Here is a 21,443-nt window from a genome sequence, read left to right on the forward strand (position 1 = left end):
CGATCAGGAAGGGCGCGCGGTGGCCGAGGAGCGGTACGACCCCAACGCCAAGACACATCTGGGCGAGTTCGACGAGAAGGTGGCCGACGGCGACGCCGACGACGCCTGGGCCAAGCTGGTCAGCCATATCACCGGCTACCCGGTGCCCAAGCGGTCGCAGATCTTCGAGAAGCTCCGTTCCGACCACGGCGGCACGCTCTTCCGCATGGACATCAGGGAGCGTTCGCTCCAGGACGTGCTCGACAAGTCCGGCTTCGCGGTGAACGACGGCCAGGACTACGACATCTGGTTCTTCGACCAGAACGGCGGCGGCGCCCAGCTCAAGCAGGCCCGGATCGTCTTCGAGGGCAGGACGACCGGTGAGGACGGCAAGACCCGGTTCGCGGACACCACGGGCGACTCGGCCGGTGAGATCGCGGTCAGTTCGGGAAACGACTTCACGGACTACAACGACCAGAAGCTGAGCACCGTGGACCTCGCCCAGTACATGAACGGCCCGCGCAACGCTCTGCTCGCCCTGTTCAACGGCAACACCGAGGGGATGGCCTTCAACGGTCTTTCCGTCCCCTCGGGCGGCGTGGTGGACGTCACGTCCTTCGACCGCACGGGGCAGTCCTTCGACCGGGCCGCGAAGTTCTTCAAGAACCAGGTCGAGGTCATCAAGGGCTGGGAGGAAGCACTCGGCAAGGACGAGGCGTCCTGGAAGGGCGAGTCGGCCGACGTCTTCCGCAACCTGCTCAAGAAGGTGCGCGAAAACTACGAGGGGTACGTCGACACCTTCAACGGTTCGGGCGGCCAGAGCGGGGAGGGCGGCACGGTCTATTCGCGCGCCCTGTCCGAGGGCCGGGACCAGCTGCACGACGCGGCGAGCAAGCTCCTCCAAGCCTGGTACGAGTGGGCCCAGTCGCCCTACTACGACCCGCTCCGGGTGCTGCGCTACGTCCTGGACGACCTCGCCCAGTGGTCGGAGACGAACAACATCAAGATGACGCAGATTCACACCACGACCTACTCCACCTACCAGGGCTCGACGGTCACCACGGTCGCCCGCCCCGGTGCCGGTTTCAGCCAGAACCACCCGGATTACGGCGACCTCGCGAACATGGATTCGTGGAAGAAGGTCGGCGACGAGGCGGTACGCATCTGGAGCCTGGGCGTCGACAAGTACCTGGGCGAGAAGGCCGCCGCTGTGCAGTCGGAGATCAACAACAAGTTCCTCGACCTGGGGCGCGAGTTCACGGAGCACCAGCCGAAGCCGAAGACCACCAGCACGGCCGGCGAGGACTACGAGAAGGACAAGGCCGAGCAGGAGAAGGCCGACGCCAAGGCGGCGGCCGCGAAGGAGAAGGAGGAGTACGAGAAGGACAAGGCCGACGCCAAGGCCCAGGCCGCCAAGGACAAGGAGGAGTACGAGAAGGACAAGGCGGACGCCAAGGCCGAGGCCGCCGAGAACAAGGAGGAGTACGAGAGGGAGAAGGCAGAGGCGGAGGCCGCGGCGAAGAAGGAGAAGGAAGAGTACGAGAAGGAGAAGGCCGAGGCGGACGCCAAGGCCGAGGCGGAGCGGGCGAAGCTGGAGGAGAGTCTCGGCAACCTCAACACCACGTACACCGGCGGTCTGGACGAGCTCGGCGACCTCGGCGGCGGACCGGACGGGCTGGGCGGACCGGAGGGCTTGGGCGGACCGGGCGGACTGGGCTCCCCTCCCCCTGTCACGATCAGCCAGGGGGATCTGAGCGGCCTGAACGGGACCGGCGGCTCCTCGCTCGGGGGGCCGGGCGCCGACGGGCCGGCCAACGGCGGTCCCGTGACCGCTTCGCTCGGCGGTCCGGGCACTCTGGGCGGAGGCTTCGGCGGCAACAACCGCGACCGGGACGGCGGCGGACCGGTGACGGCGAACATAGGCAGCCTGGACGGCATCAACGGCCCCGGTGGGGGGCGGCGTTCCGTCCTGGACACCCCGACCGGCGGCACCTCCTCGCTCACCGGGGACGGAGGGCTCACCTCCACCTTCCCGGACGGCAGCAGAACGTCCTTCGACCCGGACACCGGGATGCTCACCACCACCGCCCCCGACGGCTCCACCACGTCCTCGGACCTCGGCGGCGGGGCCACGGTGACCAACCCCGACGGCTCCACGACGACGCTGGGCGACGACGGCAGGCTCACCACCACGTTCCCGGACGGCACCACCCAGACGGTAGATCCGGCCACCGGCGCGGCCACCACGACCGAGCCGGACGGGACGACGACCGAGTCGGACCTCGGCACACTGGGCGGCCTCAACGGCCAGAACGGCTCCGGCGCGCCGGACCTCGACAGCCTGCGGGACCTCGGCGACCGGATCGTCACCGAGTCCCTGGGCGACGCCGGCGGGCTGAACGGCGGGGCCCGCGGGCTGGAGACTCCTACCGGCGGCAGTACCACCCTCACGGGCGGCGACTTCGACACCCGCTTCCCCGACGGCAGCAGGACGTCCTTCGACCCGGACACCGGGATGCTCACCACCACCGGTCCCGACGGGTCGTCCACCGCGACGGACCTCACCTACGGGGCCTCGGGGACGAACCCGGACGGTTCCACGACGTCCCTGCGGAACGGGCAGCTCACCACCGAATTCCCCGACGGCAGCGAACAGGTCATCGACCCGGACACAGGCATCGCCACCACCACCGACCCCCGGGGAGCGGTCACCACCACCGACCTCGGCACACTCGGCGGAATCAACAACCCCTCGGCCGACCTGCCCGACTTCGACAGCAGCTCACTGGACACCCCGACAGGGGGCACCGCCTCCATGAACGGCGGCGACATCGGCCTGGGATACGAAGACGGCAGCCGCGCCACCTTCGACCCGGACACCGCAACCCTGACCACGACGAACCCCGACGGCACCGTCACCACGACGAACCTCTCCGGCAGCACGGACCACACCGCACCCGACGGCTCCCGCATGAGCTTCGACAACGGCAAACTCACCACCGAATTCCCCGACGGCAGCAAACAGGTCATCGACCCGGACACAGGCATCGCCACCACCACCGACCCCCGGGGAGTCACCAGCCGTGTCGATCTCGACGGCCTCAACTCCCCTCGCGACACCGGGAGCCTGGACACCGTCGGAAGCCGGATCGGCGACGGCCTGTCCTCCCTCGGCGGCCCCGGAAGCCTGGGCGGGCCCGGAGGCGGGGCAGGCGGCACCGGCAGCGAGAGCCTCGGCACCCTCGACGGCCTGAGCGGCGGACCGCTCGGCGTCGGCGGTGCGGGCGGCGGAAGCCCATCCCCGGTCGGGCTCCCCCAGTCGGTCGACTCCTCCGGCCACGCCATGCCCCTGTCCGGCGAGCCGACGAACGGCGCGGGGACCGGGGCCTCCCCGGCCGCCGGCCTCGGCCAGGGCGGCGGTCAGGCGGGCGCGGGCGGCCCCGGCAGCCCGATGATGCCGCCCATGGGCGGCATGGGAGGTATGGGAGGCGGCGGCGACAAGGGGTCCCACAACGAACGGGTCCGCGCCGTCCTCACCGACGCCGTCGAAGAGGGCAAACGGCGCAACCGCCGCAGGCGCGGCCCGTGGGGCCGTGCGGAGGACGAGGACACCTTCCTCACCTCGGCGGCCCGCCCCGCCACGACGGGCGGCGGCCGTGCGTCGGACGAGGCCACGGACGGTGCGGACCGGCCGCGTACGGCGACGTCCTCCGACTACCTGGAGGAGGACGAGGACGTCTGGGGCACGGACGAGGGCAGCGCACCGGCCGTGATCGGCCGGTGACGGGACCGTCGCAGCAGGTCACACGGGGTCCGGCCGAACGGTGGTGGGCCCCGGGCGGATACGATCCGAGCGGACGGCCGCCGCACGGCGGAGCGAGGGGAATGGACGGACAGTGACCGATTCGCTGGAGCAGCGCATCGAGCGGGCGATGGCCGAGCTCAAGGCCACCGAGGCGGCGGTCGCCCGCACCGAACGCGAGCTGCGGGAGGCGTCGTTCGACTCCCTCTCCTCCGACCGCGCGGTGCGGGTCACCGTGGGCCCGCAGGGCGAGCTGAGCGACCTGGAGTTCCTGGACGGCAAGTACCGCGCCATGGCGCCGCAGGAGTTGGCGGCGAGCGTGCTGGAGGCCGCACAGGCAGCCCGGACCCGGATGGGCCGGCACGTCATGCAGGCGATGGCCCCGTTCGCCGAAGTGAGCGACGGGCTACCGGAGTTGCGCGGGATGGACGTCGACTGGGAGAAGCTGTTCGGCCCGGACGTGCTGCGCGACCCGGACGGGGGACCCGAACGGCGGGCGGACGTGTCCTGGCAGGACGCGCTCGGTGAGGACGGCGAGGAGTAGCCATGTCGAACAGGTACTACGCGGACCCGAACCGCATCCAGGCCGGGGTACGGCAGTTGGAGGACATCGCGGAGATCGCGCGCGGCATGACCGCGGACTTCCTCGACGAGATCAGCGACACGGTCACCTGGCCGGGCACCAGCGACGAGTTCGCCAAGAAGGTCCGCCCGCAGGAGATCAAGGAACGGCAGACGACGAAGGACACCTGCATGGCCATCCGCGACGCCGTCATCGGCATCACGGAGGGCACGCTGGAGAACGTCCAGACGATGAAGGCGCTGCGCAACCAGGCGCTGGAGAACATCGCGCATCAGAGCAGCCGGGTCTCCGACGTCACGGACGGCCGTGGCCGGCACTGACACCGTCTCCGCCGACCGGCCCCGGAGCGCCCGCGCGCGCTCCGGGGCCCCGGCGGCACGCCCGGGCGGACGGAGCTGCCCGCGGTGAGCCTGAACGCGTCTCCGGCGGTGAACACGATGCTGTTCATCCTCACCGGGGAGAGGCTCCTCCAGGCCGACGAAGACCTGGCGTACGACAGCCGGCAGCCGTACGGCCGGCTCGGCAAGCGGGTCCGCGAGCTGTCGGGCTTGATCGAGGCATCCGTCAAGGACATCGCGACCGCCATGCCCGACGATGTGGGGCGTGCGTACGTCAGGGCGATGGGCATGCTCATCGACGACGGCGGCAAGAACTACCTGCGTGAGTTCGGCGACCAGCTGGACAGCATCTCGGACGCCCGGGTCAAGACGTCCATGGACATCATGGAGTCCAAGTGGCAGGTGATCGCGGAGGTCATCCGGCTGCTCATCGAGATCGCGTTCTATCTCGCCATGTCCTACTTCACCGCCGGCGCGTCCCTGACCCAGATCGCCCTGGCGAAGGCCCGCAGCCGGTTCCTGATCCTCACTACGCTCAGCCATCTGCTGCAGCGCACACATCTGCTGCCGTCGCTGACCGAGGCGCTGTCGGAGGCGTTCACCACCTTCGTGGTCCGGCTCGGCATGATGCTGGGCGGCCCGGACGGGCGGCGGCCGGACGGCTTCGACTGGTCGCAGATCCTCAAGGACGCCGCGTTCGGGGCGTTGGCGGGCGGGTTCGCCAGCATCTTCCACGACGTGGCGAAGAACATCCTCAAGGGCTACGACAACAACTTCCTGAAGCCCGGCCCGGACATCGACTACAAGAACGGACCGAAGTTCCCCAAGGACGGCCCGGACCTGCCCACGAACGGCCCGGGCGCCCCCAAGACGGGGCCGGGCGGGCCGGGCGGGCCGAGGCCCGGACCCGATGCGCCCAAGCCCGGACCCGACCTGCCCACGGGCGGCCCCGGGCCCGGCAAGGGCGCGTGGACGGGGCATCATGTCGTCAAGGAGACATCGGACTTCGCCGCCTCCGGCGGCGCGGAGTCCCTGGCGGAGATCATCGCGGGCGGTCTGCTCTACGGCGAATGGTCGACCAGTTGGTCCACCTTCGTCGGCGCGGGCGTCAGCGACCGGGTCGGTTCGGCGCTCAACACCGGTGCCGTCAACACCGGTGCCGCGCTGCGCGAGGCTGTCGACCGGTCGCGCATCGGGAACCCGCCCACCGTCTCCGGCGGCGCCGCCACAACGTCCAGCGGGGATGCGCCCGGTCGCGACCCGGCCGGCACGGACACGGACGGAGACCGTTCCTCCCCCGGGCCGGTGCCGGTGTCCCCGGCCGGGGGGACCGGCGTCCCCGCGGCGTACGAGGCTCCTTCGCCCTACGGCGCTCCTCCGTCCTACGCGGCCCCGCCGTCCGACGCGGCCCCGTTCCACGAAGCGCCTCCTCCGTACACGTCCTCCCCGGAGCACCGGACTTCCGGCGGCCCGGACACGGCCCGGTCCGAGGCCGCGCTGTGGCAGCAGGCGCACACAGGGGCCCCCGAGGCGCGCGCCGACGCGCTGAGAGCCCTCGGAGAGCTGCGTGGGCAGCAGCCGCCCGGCGCGGTCGAGACCCAGGCACGTGACGCGCTGCACCGGAGTCTGTCGGGTGTCCCCGAGGTACGGGTGATCTCCGGCGGGCAGGGCCGGGAGGCGTTCTCCGATACGGAACACGTGCGCCGCACGCTGGAGGGCCTCGGCCCCGACGTGACCCGGCACGAGCCGCCGGTCACCGCGGGGCCGGCCGGTTCGCAGGGCCCGCCGTCCGGTGTGCCGGGCACGAACGACGCGGACGGCCGTCCGTCGGCCGTCCCGGACGCGAGCGGTCCGGCCGGCCGGCCACCGAACGCGGCCGGTGTGAACGGTCCGGCCCACGCCGACGGCCGGGCCGGCCAGTCGCCCGCCGCCACCGGGAACCCGGAGACGGACCCGGGCACCGGCCCGCACACGAGCCCGGCCGCCGGCCAGGACGCCGGTCCCGGCGAGGACACGCTCACCGGGCCCGCGAGGGGCGAAGCCGCGGGCGGGACACCGCCGGGCTCCGCCGGCATCCCCACGCCGGACGGCTCCGGCACGTCGAACATCCCGGGCACACCCGAAACGACGGCAGGCACCTCGGGCATCTCGGGCACCTCAGGCACCGCAGGGCCAACGCCCGGCACCCCGAGCACCTCTGACGCCCCGAGCGCACCCGACAGCCCAGGAACGGCGACCGACACGCCAAGCGGACCCGACACCTCCGGCACACCCGGGCCGGCCGCCACCGCATCGGGCGCGCCCGCGCCCGCGCCCGTGTCCCTGCCCACGCCCACGCCCACGCCCACGCCCACGCCCACGCCCACACCGAACTCCTCCCAGGGCGCCAACGGCACGGCCACCGGACGCCCGGCCACGGGAGCCCAGGACCCGACCGCGCAGGAACCCGGGCCCAACGCCACCGGGCACGGAGACGGCCCGCTCGACGTCATCGTGGCCGACGGCCCACTGCCGTACGGGGACCCCGAGGCGGCATCGCGGCTGCTCGACCTGGCCGGGGGTGACCACGCGATCGTCCTGGGGCCCCCGGTCACCCCCGCCGGCCCGGACGCGCCAGGCACCGCACGACCGGCCGCGCAGCGCGAGGCCGGCGTGCTGACCCGCGACGCGCCGGACGGGCCGACCCGCATCCGTACCGTGTCCGCCGCTCCCCCGGCGACCCCGGGCGACGCCTCCCCGTTCCCCGGGGCGGATGTGCTGCTGCCGGTCGCCGGTGCCCTGGGCCCCCCGGACCTCGCCCGGGGACCGGACGCCCAGGCACTCGCAGGCCCCGCGCCCTCTCCGTACCCGGCCACCGACCAAGCGGCCGGGCGCATCGCCACGACGAGCGGGGCGACGTACGACGCGCTGGGGGAGACGGCGGACACCGCCGCCCAGCCCAACGGTCCCGCGAGTCCCCCCGGCCCCGCCGTTGAGCCACCGCCCGTCACGAGCAGCACCTCGACGGACGAGGGCGCCCGGGATGTCGCCTCGGACGTGCACCTGGAGTCCGGCACGGGGCAGCCGGTCGGGTCCACCACGCCCGGCCCGCCGAACCTCGGCACGACGCCCCCGCCCCGGGCCGCCTCCCCGGCTCCGGTCTCTCCGGTCTCTCCGGCCGGAGCGGCCCACTTCGTCACCCGTCCGGCCTCCCCGGACGGGCCAGCCACCCGTACCGGCGCTCCGACGATCACCACACTGGACGGCCACTCGCTGCCGATCGACCAGGTACGGCGCCTGGTGTCGCAGGACGGCACACGGCCCCAGCAGCCCCCGAACCAGCCGTCGTCTCCGGGTCGGCCACAATCATCGGCGCCGGTGCGGACGCTGACGATCTCGCAGAGCGCCGTCGAGGACGGCACCTCGCAAGCGGCCGCCCGTCAGCGACTGCTCGACCAGGACAGTTACCGCACCACCCGGCAGACCGTCCGCACCTCCTCCCCCTCCCCCGACGGCGGCGACGGCGGCGGCAGTCGGTCCCGGCAGCAGGCCGCTTCGCACACCGTCTTCACCGGGCCGCCCCGTCCGCTCCCGGGCTCCGGTACGCCCGAGGGGACCGACTACTTCGTGGCGCACGGCACCCCGCGCACCGTGACACTGGGCACGGACGACGCCGAGCGGCCGTCCGTCGTGGTCAGCGGCGTGCAGTTGGGCGAGGTGCTGCGCACCTGGGGAATGGGGGGCGACCGCACCCGGCCGCTGGTGCTGTTCTCCTGCGCGACCGGCCGCCAGCCCGAGATCGCGGGGCTGCCCGTCGCCCAGCACGTGGCGAACCGGACCGGCAGGCCGGTGTACGCGCCGACCAGCGAGGCGGGCACGGCCAAGGACGCCGACGGCACCGTACGGGCGGTGCTCACGGAAGGGCCGGACGGGCGGCCGGGCGAGTGGCGGATGTTCACGCCGGAGCCTTCGGGGCGGAAGCTCGACGCGCTGGCGCGCTCCGCCGGTCTGCACCGGGGACGGGGCCCCGCCGACCCGTTCACCCGGGCACGGACGCTCCAGGCCGTCCGTACGCTGCGCGGCGCGCTGGGACAGGACGCCGAACAACGGCCGGACCGACGCGAGCTGCTGCGCGGGCTGGCCTTCGCGGACGGGCTGCGGTGGCGCTCCCCGGACCCGGAGGGCCGCTACACCGATGCGCGGATGACTCCGGACCTGCTGCACCGGATGGTCGCCGGCCGCAACGGGCTCGCCGACGGCGTGCCGCCCACCGAGGCGCAGTACACCGGCTTCCTCCGCGCCGCTTCCACGCTTCGCAGGACGCGTCCCGAGGCGTCGCTCGACGCGCTGCTACCGCCGCCGGCGCCCGTACTGCCGCCGTCCGCCCTCGTGTCGCCGGCGGACGTGCGGGGGCTCGCCCACTCGGCCTCGGCTCGGGTGACCTGGCAGTTGTCGGACGCGCCCCTGCCGTTGTCCGAACTGGGCCTGAGTCCCGAGGACACCGCGACGCTGGCCTCCCGCCGGCCGGACCTCGCCGACGGGGCGGCGAGAGGCCCGGCCCGCCCGGAGCCTTCGGCGGACCAGGCGTCCGCGCGGGGGCTGGACGTGTTCGGACCGGGCGGGCCCAACCCGCCCGCACCGACGTCCGGTTCGGTGCGCGCGGACGGGCAGGAGTTCCGCCGTGTCACCGTCCCGGGAGACGGGGACTGCTTCTTCCGCTCCGTGCTGACCGGTGCGCGCGGCCAGGGCGCCTTGCCGCACTGGGCTGGGCTGGACGTCGACGGGCTGCGGGATCTGCTGCGGACCCGGCTCACCGGTTCCGAGCTGGCCGACGCCCTGACGGTCTCGGCACCGGACCCGGTGCGGACCGTCGTGGACGACCTGCGCGAACGCGTCACCGGCGGGAGGGCGTTCACTGACTCCCCGGCGGACCGTCAGGCCGCCGCGGCGTGGGCGGCCGTGTCCGAGGCCGCGCTCGCCGGCGATGCTGCGGTCTGGCGTCGCCTGCTGCGGCAGAGCGGCTACCGCTCCCTGCTGGACGTCGCCCCCACTCCCCGGGAGGCCCGGCTCCTCGGCAGCGGGGGCCTGCTGGCCGAGACGGCCGGCCGGACCGGGCTGTGGTCCTCCCCGTTCGGCGACCTCCTGCCGACGGCCCTGGCCCGGGCGACGGACATCGATCTGCGAGTGGTGCGCGGCGACGCCGTCACCGCCCTCAACCCGGGCGGCCGGGGCGGGACGGTGTACGTCGCCTACAACGGGCGCGACCACTACGAAGCGCTCGTCGCCCCGGCGCAGGCGCCGGCCGCCACGACCTCGACGGCGCCGCCCGCACCGGAACCGAAGACCGCCTCCGTACCGAAGACCGTTTCCCCGGGGGAGGGGTCCACCACCGCTTCCACGACGGCCCCCGCCCCGCCCCCGCCCTCCGCGGACCTCTCCACCGCTCCGGCCGTCCCCTCGGACTTCACCGAGCTCAAGGAGTTCCGGGACTGGGTGGCGAGCGCGGAGGCACTCGACAGCACCCTGCGCAACGAGCCGTCCGCCGCCGCCCGCCACCGCACGCCCGACCCGTTGGGCTCCCCGCCCCTGCCGACGCCCAACGACGACGCCGTACGGGAAGCGCACGAGCGCCACCAGGAGAACGAACGCCGCCTGTCCGAGGCCCTGGACAGCTCGACGCCCCCGCCGCCGAAGGCCGTGGCCCAGGACACAGGGACACGGGCGGCACCGGAGACCACGCCCGTCCCGGCGGTCACTCCGGACGAGAGCGAACGGGTTCCCCTGGAGACCCAGCTCGAACGGCACCGCCCGCCACGCCTGTTGACCGGAGCCGAGGCTCCCCCTCCCGGTCCGCCGCCCACGAGCGTGACCTTCCAGGACGGCAGCCGGCTGCCCACCGCGCTCATCAGCCCCGACCCGGACGGCTCCGGCAGCGGCAGCGGCAGCGCCGGGAACGGGCCCGGCGGGTTGATGTCCGGTGCGGGCCGTACCACGCTGCGCGACGTCGACCGGGTGGCCGACGAGATCATCGCCCGGCTCCCGCCGCCGGTACGGGCGCGGTTCGACGCCGCCGAGCTGCGCCGCCTGCTGGCCGACGAGCCCTCCGCGTTCACCGGACCGCGAGGGGCCGGGTTCGTGGCACGGGAGCGTTCCGGGGTGGGCTACGAGGTCACGGTCGAGGCCGTGCCGTACCACCGCTGGGAGCGGTTCGCGGACCCCGACGGGGTCACGGTCAAGGTCGACACCGTGCACCGCGGTCAGGCATCGACGGGGGTGCCCCGCAGCGTGGGAACGGCGCGGCGGATCGCTCTCGCGCTCAGCGTGGGGCCGCCGCTGGAGTGGATGGTCAAGCTGGCCGGTTCGTTCGGCCGTTCGCGGCGTACGGACTACAACACCGGGGCGCAGGGGCTCGGCCAGTCCGAGATGCGCGGCATGGACGGTTCCCATCTGCATCTGGACGACGTGTACTACCGGGTGAGCGTCGACCGGGTCGCCCAGGGGCCGAAGCCGGCGAACGGGCCGGAGACGGCGACCGGTCCGCCGCCCGCCAGCGGACCGGGGGCCGTGGCCCCGGTGACGTCCGCCGCCCCGACGGCGCCGGGCAGCCCTCCGGTGCCGACGGAGTCGACCGGGTGGCAGCGCCAGGAACTGGGGCGCTACGGCTTCGCGGTGCGCGACGGGCTGACCTGGCGGCTCCAGGACTCGCTGACCGAACCGCACGAGGGCCCGGCACTGGCTCCGGAGACCATCACGTTCCCGAACGGGGCCGTCCCCCGTCTCGCGGACACCGAGGCGATCCATCTGCTGGACTCACCCGAGGACATGGCGCTCGCGATGTCCGGTGCCAGGCCCGGGAGTTCGGCGCACCGGACGCTGGTGTCGTTCCTCCGTCCCGGGCGGCTGCTGGGGCTTCTCCCCCGGCTGACGGGCCAGGTGGTGGGTCCGGAGCTGACCCGTGGCGGCTCGCAGCGGCCCCTGGGGCATCTGATCGTGGAGCGCGCCGTCGCGCACCGGGGCACCCGCGTCACCGAGGCCACCAAGGTCGAGATCCGCGACGTCACCCAGAACACGTACCAGAACGACCGCACGCACACCCGGGAGACCCGGCTCGGGGTCCAGGTCACCGCCGGGCCCAACCACACGTTCATCGACGGCGGAAGCACGGACGTGCGTCTGCAGGGCGGCCCGATGGCACGCCTGGACGTCGGCGCCGGGCGCGCGCACTATCTGGGCGGCTCCGCGGCGCGCAAGGTCACGGGCAGGGTCAAGGGCACGCCGGTGGCGCTGTACCGGGTGGAGAAGACGCTCTACCTCCGCAAGCCCGGGGAACCGCCGTCCGCCGCACGGCCGTTCCGGGTGGTGACGCTGGACTGGATGCCCACGACCGAGGCGAAGCGGCTCGCGGAGTGGGACACCCGGACGCCCGCCCGGTCCGCTCCGGCGCCGGCGCCGGAGCCCGCGGCGCCGCCGTACCTCACCGAGGACGATCCGACGCACCTGGGGCACACCCGGGCGGAGGGCTTCCTGCCGGAGGGCCCGGCACCGGCTGACGGGACGGACGGCGCCGACGGCACCACCACGCCCGGGAGTCCGGCCGACGCCCCCGCCCCGGCCGCCCCCGACCCGTCGGCGTCCTTCGCCGACGCGGCCCTCGACGCGCTGCACCGCTCGTATCCCGGGCTGTTCCCCGCTCCGTGGGAGCGGCGGCACCCGAAGGTGGCCCGGCTGCTGCGCGGTGACGGGCACACCCAGACGGTGCTGCACAACGACCGCCAGGTGCGGGAGGCGCTGAACCGGCCCACGCTGGCCCAGAGTCTGGAGGTGCTGACGACCAGCGGAGTGCCGGTGAGCCTCACCGAGGGCGGCCCGCTGCGTACCGGCCACCACACGCTGACGCTCACGGCCCGGCTGACCGACCGGCGGTACGAGACGTCGCTGAGCGAGCGGTCGATGCGCAACTCGGTCGCCGCGACGCAGCAGGTGGGACAGGCGCGGCAGGGGTCGAGCACGGTGTCGACCGGTATCGAGGTGGGGGTCTCGCCGCGGGACCGGGAAAAGGCTCCGGAGACGGGCTGGGCGCGGCGTTCCGGCATGTCGGCCTTCGGCCTCCGGCACGCCTGGGGGCGGCAGCGGGCGACCCGGAGCGCGGTCTCGGTGACGAACGACCACCTGACCGCGCAGACGTCCGCCCATCTGTTCAGCTACCGGGTCGAGTTGAACGCCTCGTTCGACGGCCATCGCCGTCCTCGCGGCTGGACCCGGCTGGTCACCGTGGGGGCACTGGGCGCAGGGTACTTCGTCAGCCGGGTCGGCGAGCGGCAGTTGTTCGACCAGGGCACGGCCCCGGTCGGCCGGGTCGAGCTGGCGGTGCCGGCGGCACACAGCTCGCAGCGGTACGCGCCCCCGGTGGCTCCGGACGCCGTTGCGGAGTCCGCCGTCCTGGTGCACCCGGCCACGAGCACCCCGCCGGCCATCGTGGTGCACCCGCCCGCGGACGGCGACGGCGAGCCGGGCACGGAATCCGCCACCGCCACGCGGCCGCCCGCAAGCGACCCGCGGCCCCCCGGATCGCTGCCGCCCGCCGCCCCTCGGCCGGAGAGCGAACCCCGCCCCGCGACCGTCCCGCCCCCGCTTCCGATTCCGGCGGCCGAGGCGGAACAGCTGGTCGACGGCACCGGACCGTCCCCGGACTCCGAGGCGGCCGACGCCGCGTGGACGCGGGACCTGCTGAGCCGCCCCTTCGCGGTGCTCAGCGCCGAGGGAGCCCGGCAGCGGCAGGAGATGACGGAGCAGGCCGCCGCGCAGGCGAGCGGGAACTCCTGGCACGTCACCACGCCCGGCACTCCGCTGCGCGACGCGCTGCGCCGGGCGATGGAGAACGTCTCCGTGGCCGGCCATCTCGGCCAGATCCTCGGCCCGTTCGGGATGCGCACCACCGGACTGCACGCGGCGGGGCCGCTGCGGACCCATCACGTGAAGGCGACGCTCCGCGCCCGGCTGCACAACCTGCGGGTGGCCGGCGACCCCAACGCGGGCAGCTTCGAGGTGACGACCGGTGCCGAGCGCAAGATCACCGGCAGCGGCGGGACCTCCTCCAGGACGACCGTCGGCGTGCAGAACTCGCTGACCATGCAGCACGTGGACTCCCGACCGATCCACGGCAGTTACGCGGCGGCGGGCCAGTACTCCTGGGGCAGGGGGGCTTCGGGGTCCCAGGGCCTCGCGCACGGCCGCAGCACCACGCTCACCCACACCGGCCGCACCTATCCGGTGATCGGCGACCTCACCGAGACGGTGGCGGTCCGTGACCGGTGGAGTGCCGTACTGGGCCTCTTCGGGACCCGCCCGGCCACGGCCGTGCAGTCCTGGGCGGGAAAGGTCGCGCCCTGGCTGGGCCACCACACGCCGAGGCCCCGCCGGGCCGCCGGACGCACGCACCACGTGCCGGACGCGGTGATCGCCCATGTGCCGATGCAGGACGCCATCGAGACCGGCCTCGCCTCTGACGGCCTCGGCACGGACACGCCGAAGCACCTGGCGGCCGGCTACCGGGTCCCGCCGTTCCTCCAGCGCCGCCGGTTCGCCACCCACGCCTCGGGCCGGCTCGACGCGAGCGGCCACGCGCGGGACCTGCTGCCGAAGCTGGAGGCCCTCGGTGTGCCGTCGCACGACCGGGAGCAGGTGCTCCAGCTGCTGTCCCCGGACTTCCTCCGCGGGCAGCTCCACGAACTCACCGCGGAGGGCGTGACGCTGCCCGTGCAGTACCGCGCCCGGGCCCGCCCCGGCGACCTGCCCACCGGCGGCAGCCCCGGGCAGCTGCGGTTCGCCCTGACCCCGGTCACGGTCACCGTCGACCGGCTGCGCAACGGCTACGAGGTGGAGGACGACCGCCCCGCCGGCCGTGACACGGAGACCTCCGCCTCCCAGGACAGCGGCGCCGAGGCGACGCTCGGGGTCAGTGAGAGCCCGGCGGTGGACAAGGGCTCCGGACTGCTCGGCGTCGGCCCCGCCCTCCAGGGCGGTGCGGCCTCGCAGCAGCAGGGCAGCCGGGCACACGGCAGCGGCAGGGCGACGAGCCCCAACATCGTGACCACGCAGTCGCACGCCGAGCTCGTGACCCGCTACGAACTGACCGTGACCATGACGGACGGGGTGGGAGACCAGCTCATCGATCCGGTGGACGGTGAGGTGGGCAGTCTGCGCGAGATGCTGCCGGGCAGTCTGCTGACGCCGGAGTCTCCCGGCTCTCCGGACGCCGCCGCGGCCACGGCCGGCACCGCCGCGTCCGCCACCGACGCCGACGCCGACGCCGAGGACACCCTTCCGGAACCGGACCGGACCGTACGCGTCCTGACGCCCGCGCAGGCCCGTCCCGACGGTGTCGCGCAGTGGCGTGCGCGGGACAGCGGCCTCGCCCTGGACGACGTGGTGGGCACCGGGTTCCTGGCCGTGGACGTACTGGGCTCGGCCAACGTCCACGACGGCCTGACGCTCGCCACCGCCCAGGCGGACGGCGCGGGCGACCGGCACTCGGGCACCGCGCTGAGCGGCGGCGCCCTCACGGACGCCGTGCGGCAGGCCCGCCGCACGCCGCTCACCGTGCTCGGCACCGCACCGGCGCAGGCCCAGCGGGAGGCCACCGGGCAGAGCACACTCACCGCCGGTCTGCGGGAGGCTCTCAGCCCCGGGGGCATGGCGCTGCCCCCGCTGTCCTCCGCCCGGCTCCTCGGCCAGTCCCACACGGCCGACGCACGGCTGTACGCCAAGCTGGACCGGCGCGGGGCCCGCCTGCTCGCCGTGGAGAACAAGCCCCGCATGGAGGGCACGGTCCGCGCCAAGGAGTCGGACACCTACGACGCCGGGTTCTCCGGCACGGTCGAGGCCGTGGCGGGCACCGCCCCGATGGCCGGTACGAGCGGCGCGGGCGTGATCACACCCGGCGTCTCGGGCACCCTCGCGAGCACCGCCGACGGCAGCCACCTCAAGGGCGGTACGGAGGCCCACCTCGGCACGCATCTCAAGGTCAGCACCCCGCGCAGCATGCTCTTCGCGCTGCCCGTGCGCTGGCTGTCCGTCGTGGAGGCCGACCACCGGCTCACCGACAGCCGCGCCCTGCACGCCCTCGGGCACGCCCGGCGGGGTCCGCGGGCGACCGAGGCGGAGACCACCACGCTCGCCTGGGTGCGCGAGGACATCGCGAAGGACCTCGGTCTCCTCGACGACACCACGTTCCCCGAGGAGTCCGGGGCCGCCTGGGACGCGATGGCGGACTCGCAGGCCGACATGACCGAGGCCGAGAAGCGCTACTACGACGCGCGGGCCCGCGCACGCGCCGCGTGGCTGGACATGACCGAGACGGAACGGACCGCCGTCACGGACGGTTTTGAGGCACCCGCCGACGCCGCGTCGGGCGCGGAGTCCCGTGCCGTCACCGACTGGCGTTCGGCGCGCGCTGAGGCGACGGCCTGGGAGGCCCGCACCGTCGCGGCGGCCGAACAGACCCAGCGGCTGCACGCGGAGGCGGAGCGCGTCACGGCCCGCCACTTCCCGCCCGCCACGACCGCGCCCGCACCGGCCCCCGCTGTCGCGCCGAAGCCGCTCGCGTACGAGAAGCCGGGCTGGCGCGACGAGGCGCCCGCCAAGTACACCGTCTCAAAGGGCACGGACTCCGCCCCTCGCACGCTCACCCCGCCGGGCGGCGACACGGCGCTGCACGTGCACGCGGTGCCGCACGACGGCGCGTCCTTCTTCCACGCCCTCATCGCCGCCGCCGGCCACCACGGGGCGCTCTCGCCCCTCCTGGACGGCACGTCCCCGGACAGCCCCGCCGACCGGGTCGAGGCGGCGCGCACCCGGCTGGTCGAGGCGTTGGGGCAGCGGGGCAACGAGGATCTGCTGGCGGCGCTGGCCCCGGCGGCCGCGGACACGTTCACGGACCGGGAGCTCGCCGACGCGCGGGTGTCCCTCGACGGCCCGCACCGGCGGGAGTTCGACGCCCTCGGCTCCCTCCCGGGGCCTCTGTGGCTGGACGGGGGCGAACGTCTGCGGCTCGCCACCCAGGCGCTGTCCCGCCCGATCTCCACGGACAAGCGGTCCTGGGACCACGGCGCGGCCGATCTGCTGCCCGCCCTCGCCGCCCGGGTGCTGGGGACACCGGTGACGGTGGTCACGGCCGACGGCGGCCACCAGCGATTCCTGCCGGTCGGCGCGGACACCGCGGCGGAGGGCGACGGCCCCGGCCTGACGCTGTTGGTGGCCGACGAGCACTTCCATGTGGCGCTCCCCCAGGGGGCCCCGGCCCCGGTCCTCGACCCCGTGCCGCCCCGCACGGACGGGCCGCCGCCGGTACCGCGGGAGGGCGCCGGCCCTTCCGCCGAAGCGGGCAGACGCCCCAGTCACGCCACTCCGCCCTGGGCTCCGCCCGCCACCGGGACGGCCCCGCTGCGCCACCGCTACACGCTCGGTCACGACGACGTGCTGACGGCTCCGGACGGGGCGTCCTACGTCCACGGGGCACACTCCGGACGCGGCAACGGCTTCTTCGGGGCACTCTCCGAGGCCGCTCGTACGGCGGCCGGACAGCCCGGTCTGCCGTCGCGGCAGGCGGCCCGGCTGCGCTCCGCCGCCGGCTCGGCCCCCGCCCGGCTGATGCGGCTGCACGGGCTGCCCGGCGGACAGGCGGACCGCGAAGCGCTCTTCACGCCGCCACCCGCGCGGGTACGACCCGGGCTGCCGGCCCCCAGCGACGTCGAGCGGGAGCGGGTGCTGCGCGGTCATGTCGCCGAGGCCGCCTGGGACCCGCGTGCCGACCGGGCGATGGCGCGGTGGGCGGCGCGAGCGACCGGTGCCGCGGTCACGCTGGTGGAGGAGAACGGCACCGCGCACACCTTCGCCGGAAGCGGTCCGGCCGCCGGCGCCCACCTGGTGCTGCGCCGCCGCGGCGGGGACATCGTCCCGCTGGTACGGCGCACTCCGCCGACGCCGCCGCCCGCCGGGAAGGCCGTACCCGCTCGGGATCCCGGGCCGGCGCGGAACGCCGTACCGGCACGGGAGACACCGCCCGTGCGGGATGCCGTACCGGCACGGGAGACACCGCCCGTGCGGGATGCCGTACCGGCACGGGAGACACCGCCCGTGCGGGAAGGCGCGTCCCCGCTCAAGGTCCCGCCCGCCCAGGAGGCGTCGTCGCCCGCGCCGCCCCCGCCCGCGCCTGCCCCGGGCCCGTCCGCCGCTCCCGCCCTCGACGATCCGCCCGGCGAGGAGGGCGCGTTCGAGCTGAGCACGCTGTCCGGAGATCCGGCCGCCGCGTCACCGCACGTGGCCGCTCCGCCCGTCGTGGCCCCCTCGCCGTGGCCGCGGGACAGCGAATGGGAGGACCTCACCTCCGGGGAGTTCCCGGTGGTGCACCAGGGCAACGGCTGGACGGTCTGGGGACAGGTCGACAGCGACCCCGCGTTCACCGAACTGGCTGCCGAGAACCGGTCCTTGGGCCTCCGCGGCCGGTTCCGCGCCTCGGGTCCGACGGCCGGGCGCGTCACGGACGAGGCCGGCAGGGTGCACTCCGACGGGCCGGCCTGGGACTGGTACCACCCGACCCGCGGGCTGATCGGCTCCTCCCGCTTCCGGTCCGCCCCGGGAGCCGAGCCGGACGCTCCGGTCCTGCTGCCGTGGGACGACGCGCCGACCACGGAGCTGCCCCCGGTGCCGCCCCACCGGACCGCCGCCCGGATGTCGCCGGGGGTGGACGAGCTGCCGCACCCGATGCGCTGGCGCTCCGACGACGCGCCCGTGCACCGGTTCGCGACTGCGGGCCCCGAAGAGGTGTTCCTGAACGGGCTGCACGCCCCGGGGACGGGGCTGGTGCATGTACTGGACCACGTCTACAACGGGGCGAGCGGCAGCAGCGGGTACGTCAGCGCCAGCCGGGACGCGGACTACGTCGCGAAGTCCCTCCGGATGACGCCGGAAGCCGCGGCCGCGCTCGACGCCCGCTACCGGTGGCGCTACGACCTGGCGCTGCCCGGCGGCATCGACGTGAACGGCACGCTCGGACTGGCCTCGCCCTACCCGGACCAGCGGGAGGTTCTCTTCCCGGGCGGGGTGGCGCCGCAGCACGTCCTGGGCGCCCAACGCATGCTGAACGGGCGGCCGTTCGGTCCGTACCGGCCGAACCCCGAGCACCGCCCGCTGCCGCCCCGGGCGCGCCCCGACGCCCGGCCCCGCCATGTCGTGCGCTCCGCCTTCGACGCCCGGAGGTTCCCCCACGGGAACGAGCGGGTCACCGACCTGACCGTGCGGATCGCCGTGCACGGCCCGCAGGACCGGGTCACCGCCGTGCTGGACCGGCTGGACGAGGGTGTCGAGGCTTTCTTCAACGCACCCGCGCACCGGCTTTCCAACGGCGACCTGTTGCACATCACCGTCGAGCGGGCGGAGGGCGCCGAGGACGCGCACCTCACCGTCGCCCTGGGCGAACGGGACCGCCCGATGGACCAGTTCACCTGGTGGGCGGATGCCTCACCCGTCGACCTGGCACATGAACTCGCCCATCAGCTCGGTCTGCGCGACGAGTACCGAGACACCGACGCCCCGCACCGGGCGCACGCGCCCGGCAGCCTCCTGGGCGGGTACACGCAGGCGCCGCCGGACGGCTCGTCGGCCCCGGTCGGCCTGCGGTCCCGGCATCTCCACCTGCTGTCCGCCGTGGTGGGTGAACTGGACACGCACGCAACACCGTTGGAGGGCCCGCCGAGTGGTGAGCGCGGTCTGCGGGCAGCCCGCGAAGCCGCGCCGGCGGTGACGCGGCGCGCCGTGTGGGTGGATCCGGTGTCGCTGCCGCGTCCGGCCGGCGAGGGCTCCCACGCCCGGGATGGCGTGCCGCCCCGGGCCCCGCAGGCGGACGGACAGCCGCGCGCCCAGCACCTGGCCGAGCTGGAGAACCATTTCGCGGCCCAGACCGCCGCGCTGCTCGGGCATACGACGATCGACCTGCCCGCGCTCTTCGGCGTACTCCACCGGCGTACGGCACTGCTCCGGGCCGAGGTGCAGCCTGAACCGGGCACAGCGGTCTTCGAGGCGGCCTTCGAACGGGTCGCCGGACGGAGTCTGGCCCGGGTGCTGGATCAGGCCGTGGACGAACGACGGCTGAGCGCCCCGGACCGCGAACACGCCCTGACCACCCTGGGCGTGACGCGACGCCCCCACGTGCCCGGACCGGTGTTGGAGTCGGTGGCGACCGGCCCGGACGAGCAGCCGCACCACCTGCCGCAGGCCACGCAATTCGCGCAGCGCCTGTCGGAGCTGCTGCGCGAGGACGGCGACGCCGAGGGCGCGCTGAACCTCCTCGCGAGTCTGGACCGCGATCTGCCGCGCCTGTGGGCGGTCGACGACGCCTTCCACGAGCGGGCCGGCGCCGACCTGCGTTCGGTGCTCAACTGGGCGGTGCGCGAGGGCGGTCCGGGCGCCCTCAGTCGGATGCGCCATGTGCTCGGTGACGCGTACGACGCTCCGGCGACGCCCGCTCAGGCGGCCGAGTGGTACCGGCGGATGGAGGGGATGCGCTTCCACCACTACCGGTACGACACGCTGCCGCTGCCGCACAACCATCCCGAGGACGGCTGCTACCTGCGGGCCCACCTGATGGCCCTGGAGCTGCGGCGCTGGGGCGCTCCGGTGCGGAAGATCACCGTGGCGGGGCCGCTGCTGGGGCTCTTCTCGTCGAACGCCCGTGGCGCGACGGCGGACGACCCCCGTTTCATCACCTGGCGCTATCACATCGCCCCGGCGGTGCCGACGCGGCTTCCGGACGGTTCGACCGGGTATGTCGTCATCGACCCCGCGCTCGGCCGGGGGCCGCTCAGCGAGGAGGACTGGCTCACCACGATCGGGGCGGCCCCGCAGGACACCGATCTGCGGATCGCCGACGCCTCGCTCACGGATGCCCAACAGCAGTTGTGGTTCGACCAGTTGATCAACCCCGGGAACTGGACGGGGGAACAGCCCAACGGACGCAACGTGGTGGTCGTCACGGAGGCCCACGCGATGACGTTCCCCTGGCCGAACGCGATCGTCCCGCAGGACATCCGCGACACCGACCGCGAGTACCGGGGGTACGTGGACGAACTCGCCCGGCACAGCTGGGAGGGCCTCACCCGGGCGGTGGTCCGGGAGACGTTCGCGGGGATCGGCGGGCGTGAGGGCGCACCGGGTACGGCTCAGACGGTGGCCTGGGCGCGGGAGCGGTGGGACTGGCTGCGGCGCGAGGGGCAGACCGAGACCTATCCCGAACTGGCGGCCCGGGTGCGCGGCCTGCTGCCGGCGGACGACCCCGCGCACGGCGTGGTCCTCCCGGCGCCCTCGGCGGCTCCGGCCGGTCAGCTCTTCCCGTACGCGCCGGAGGGCGACCCGGCACTCGTCTGGGGTCTGCCGGACCTGGGGCAGCTCGACGCGTTCCTCCCCGCCGGCCTGGCGCTGGCGGACCTGGCGCTGCCGGACGTGCTGGAGCCGCCGGGCCTCCTGGACCCGCCTCTGCTGGACCCGCTGGATCCGCCCTCGGCCGGGATGGACCTGGACGTCCTCGACGGCGCCGACTTCGATTTCGGGTTCGGCTCGGGATTCGGCACCGGGACCGGCTTCGGCGCGCAGGCCGCGCCCGGAGGCGCGACACCCGGCCGGGACCCGGCGCAGACGGGCACCGGCCGGTAGCCGGAGCGGTCGGAACCGGCGTCCCACAGGCTGCGGCCGTTAAGGAAGGCGCCCCGGT

The 21,443-nt window shown here is 74.6% G+C and carries 4 protein-coding genes; all 4 read left to right on the forward strand.

The window, feature by feature from the left end; genetic code table 11:
* The first annotated feature begins 19 nt into the window (after positions 1 to 19).
* The 4 genes from ACIQMU_RS26650 (at position 20) to ACIQMU_RS26665 (ending at position 21,385) form a co-directional block, all read left to right on the forward strand.
* The gene (locus tag ACIQMU_RS26650) at positions 20 to 3,763 is read left to right on the forward strand and encodes an AAWKG family protein (protein WP_402689862.1); all 3,744 of its coding nucleotides are present in this window, start codon (positions 20 to 22) and stop codon (positions 3,761 to 3,763) included.
* A gap of 112 nt (positions 3,764 to 3,875) precedes the next feature.
* On the forward strand, positions 3,876 to 4,325 hold the full coding sequence (locus tag ACIQMU_RS26655) for a YbaB/EbfC family nucleoid-associated protein (RefSeq protein ID WP_352242633.1): 450 nt from the start codon (positions 3,876 to 3,878) through the stop codon (positions 4,323 to 4,325).
* Between the two features lie 2 nt (positions 4,326 to 4,327).
* Positions 4,328 to 4,684, forward strand: coding sequence for a hypothetical protein (locus ACIQMU_RS26660; RefSeq protein WP_352242632.1), 357 nt, complete (start codon positions 4,328 to 4,330; stop codon positions 4,682 to 4,684).
* A gap of 84 nt (positions 4,685 to 4,768) precedes the next feature.
* The gene (locus tag ACIQMU_RS26665; RefSeq protein WP_402689863.1) at positions 4,769 to 21,385 is read left to right on the forward strand and encodes a protein-glutamine glutaminase family protein; all 16,617 of its coding nucleotides are present in this window, start codon (positions 4,769 to 4,771) and stop codon (positions 21,383 to 21,385) included.
* Positions 21,386 to 21,443 lie beyond the last annotated feature (58 nt).

The sequence above is a fragment of the Streptomyces sp. NPDC091649 genome (assembly GCF_044756785.1).
Lineage (GTDB): Bacteria > Actinomycetota > Actinomycetes > Streptomycetales > Streptomycetaceae > Streptomyces.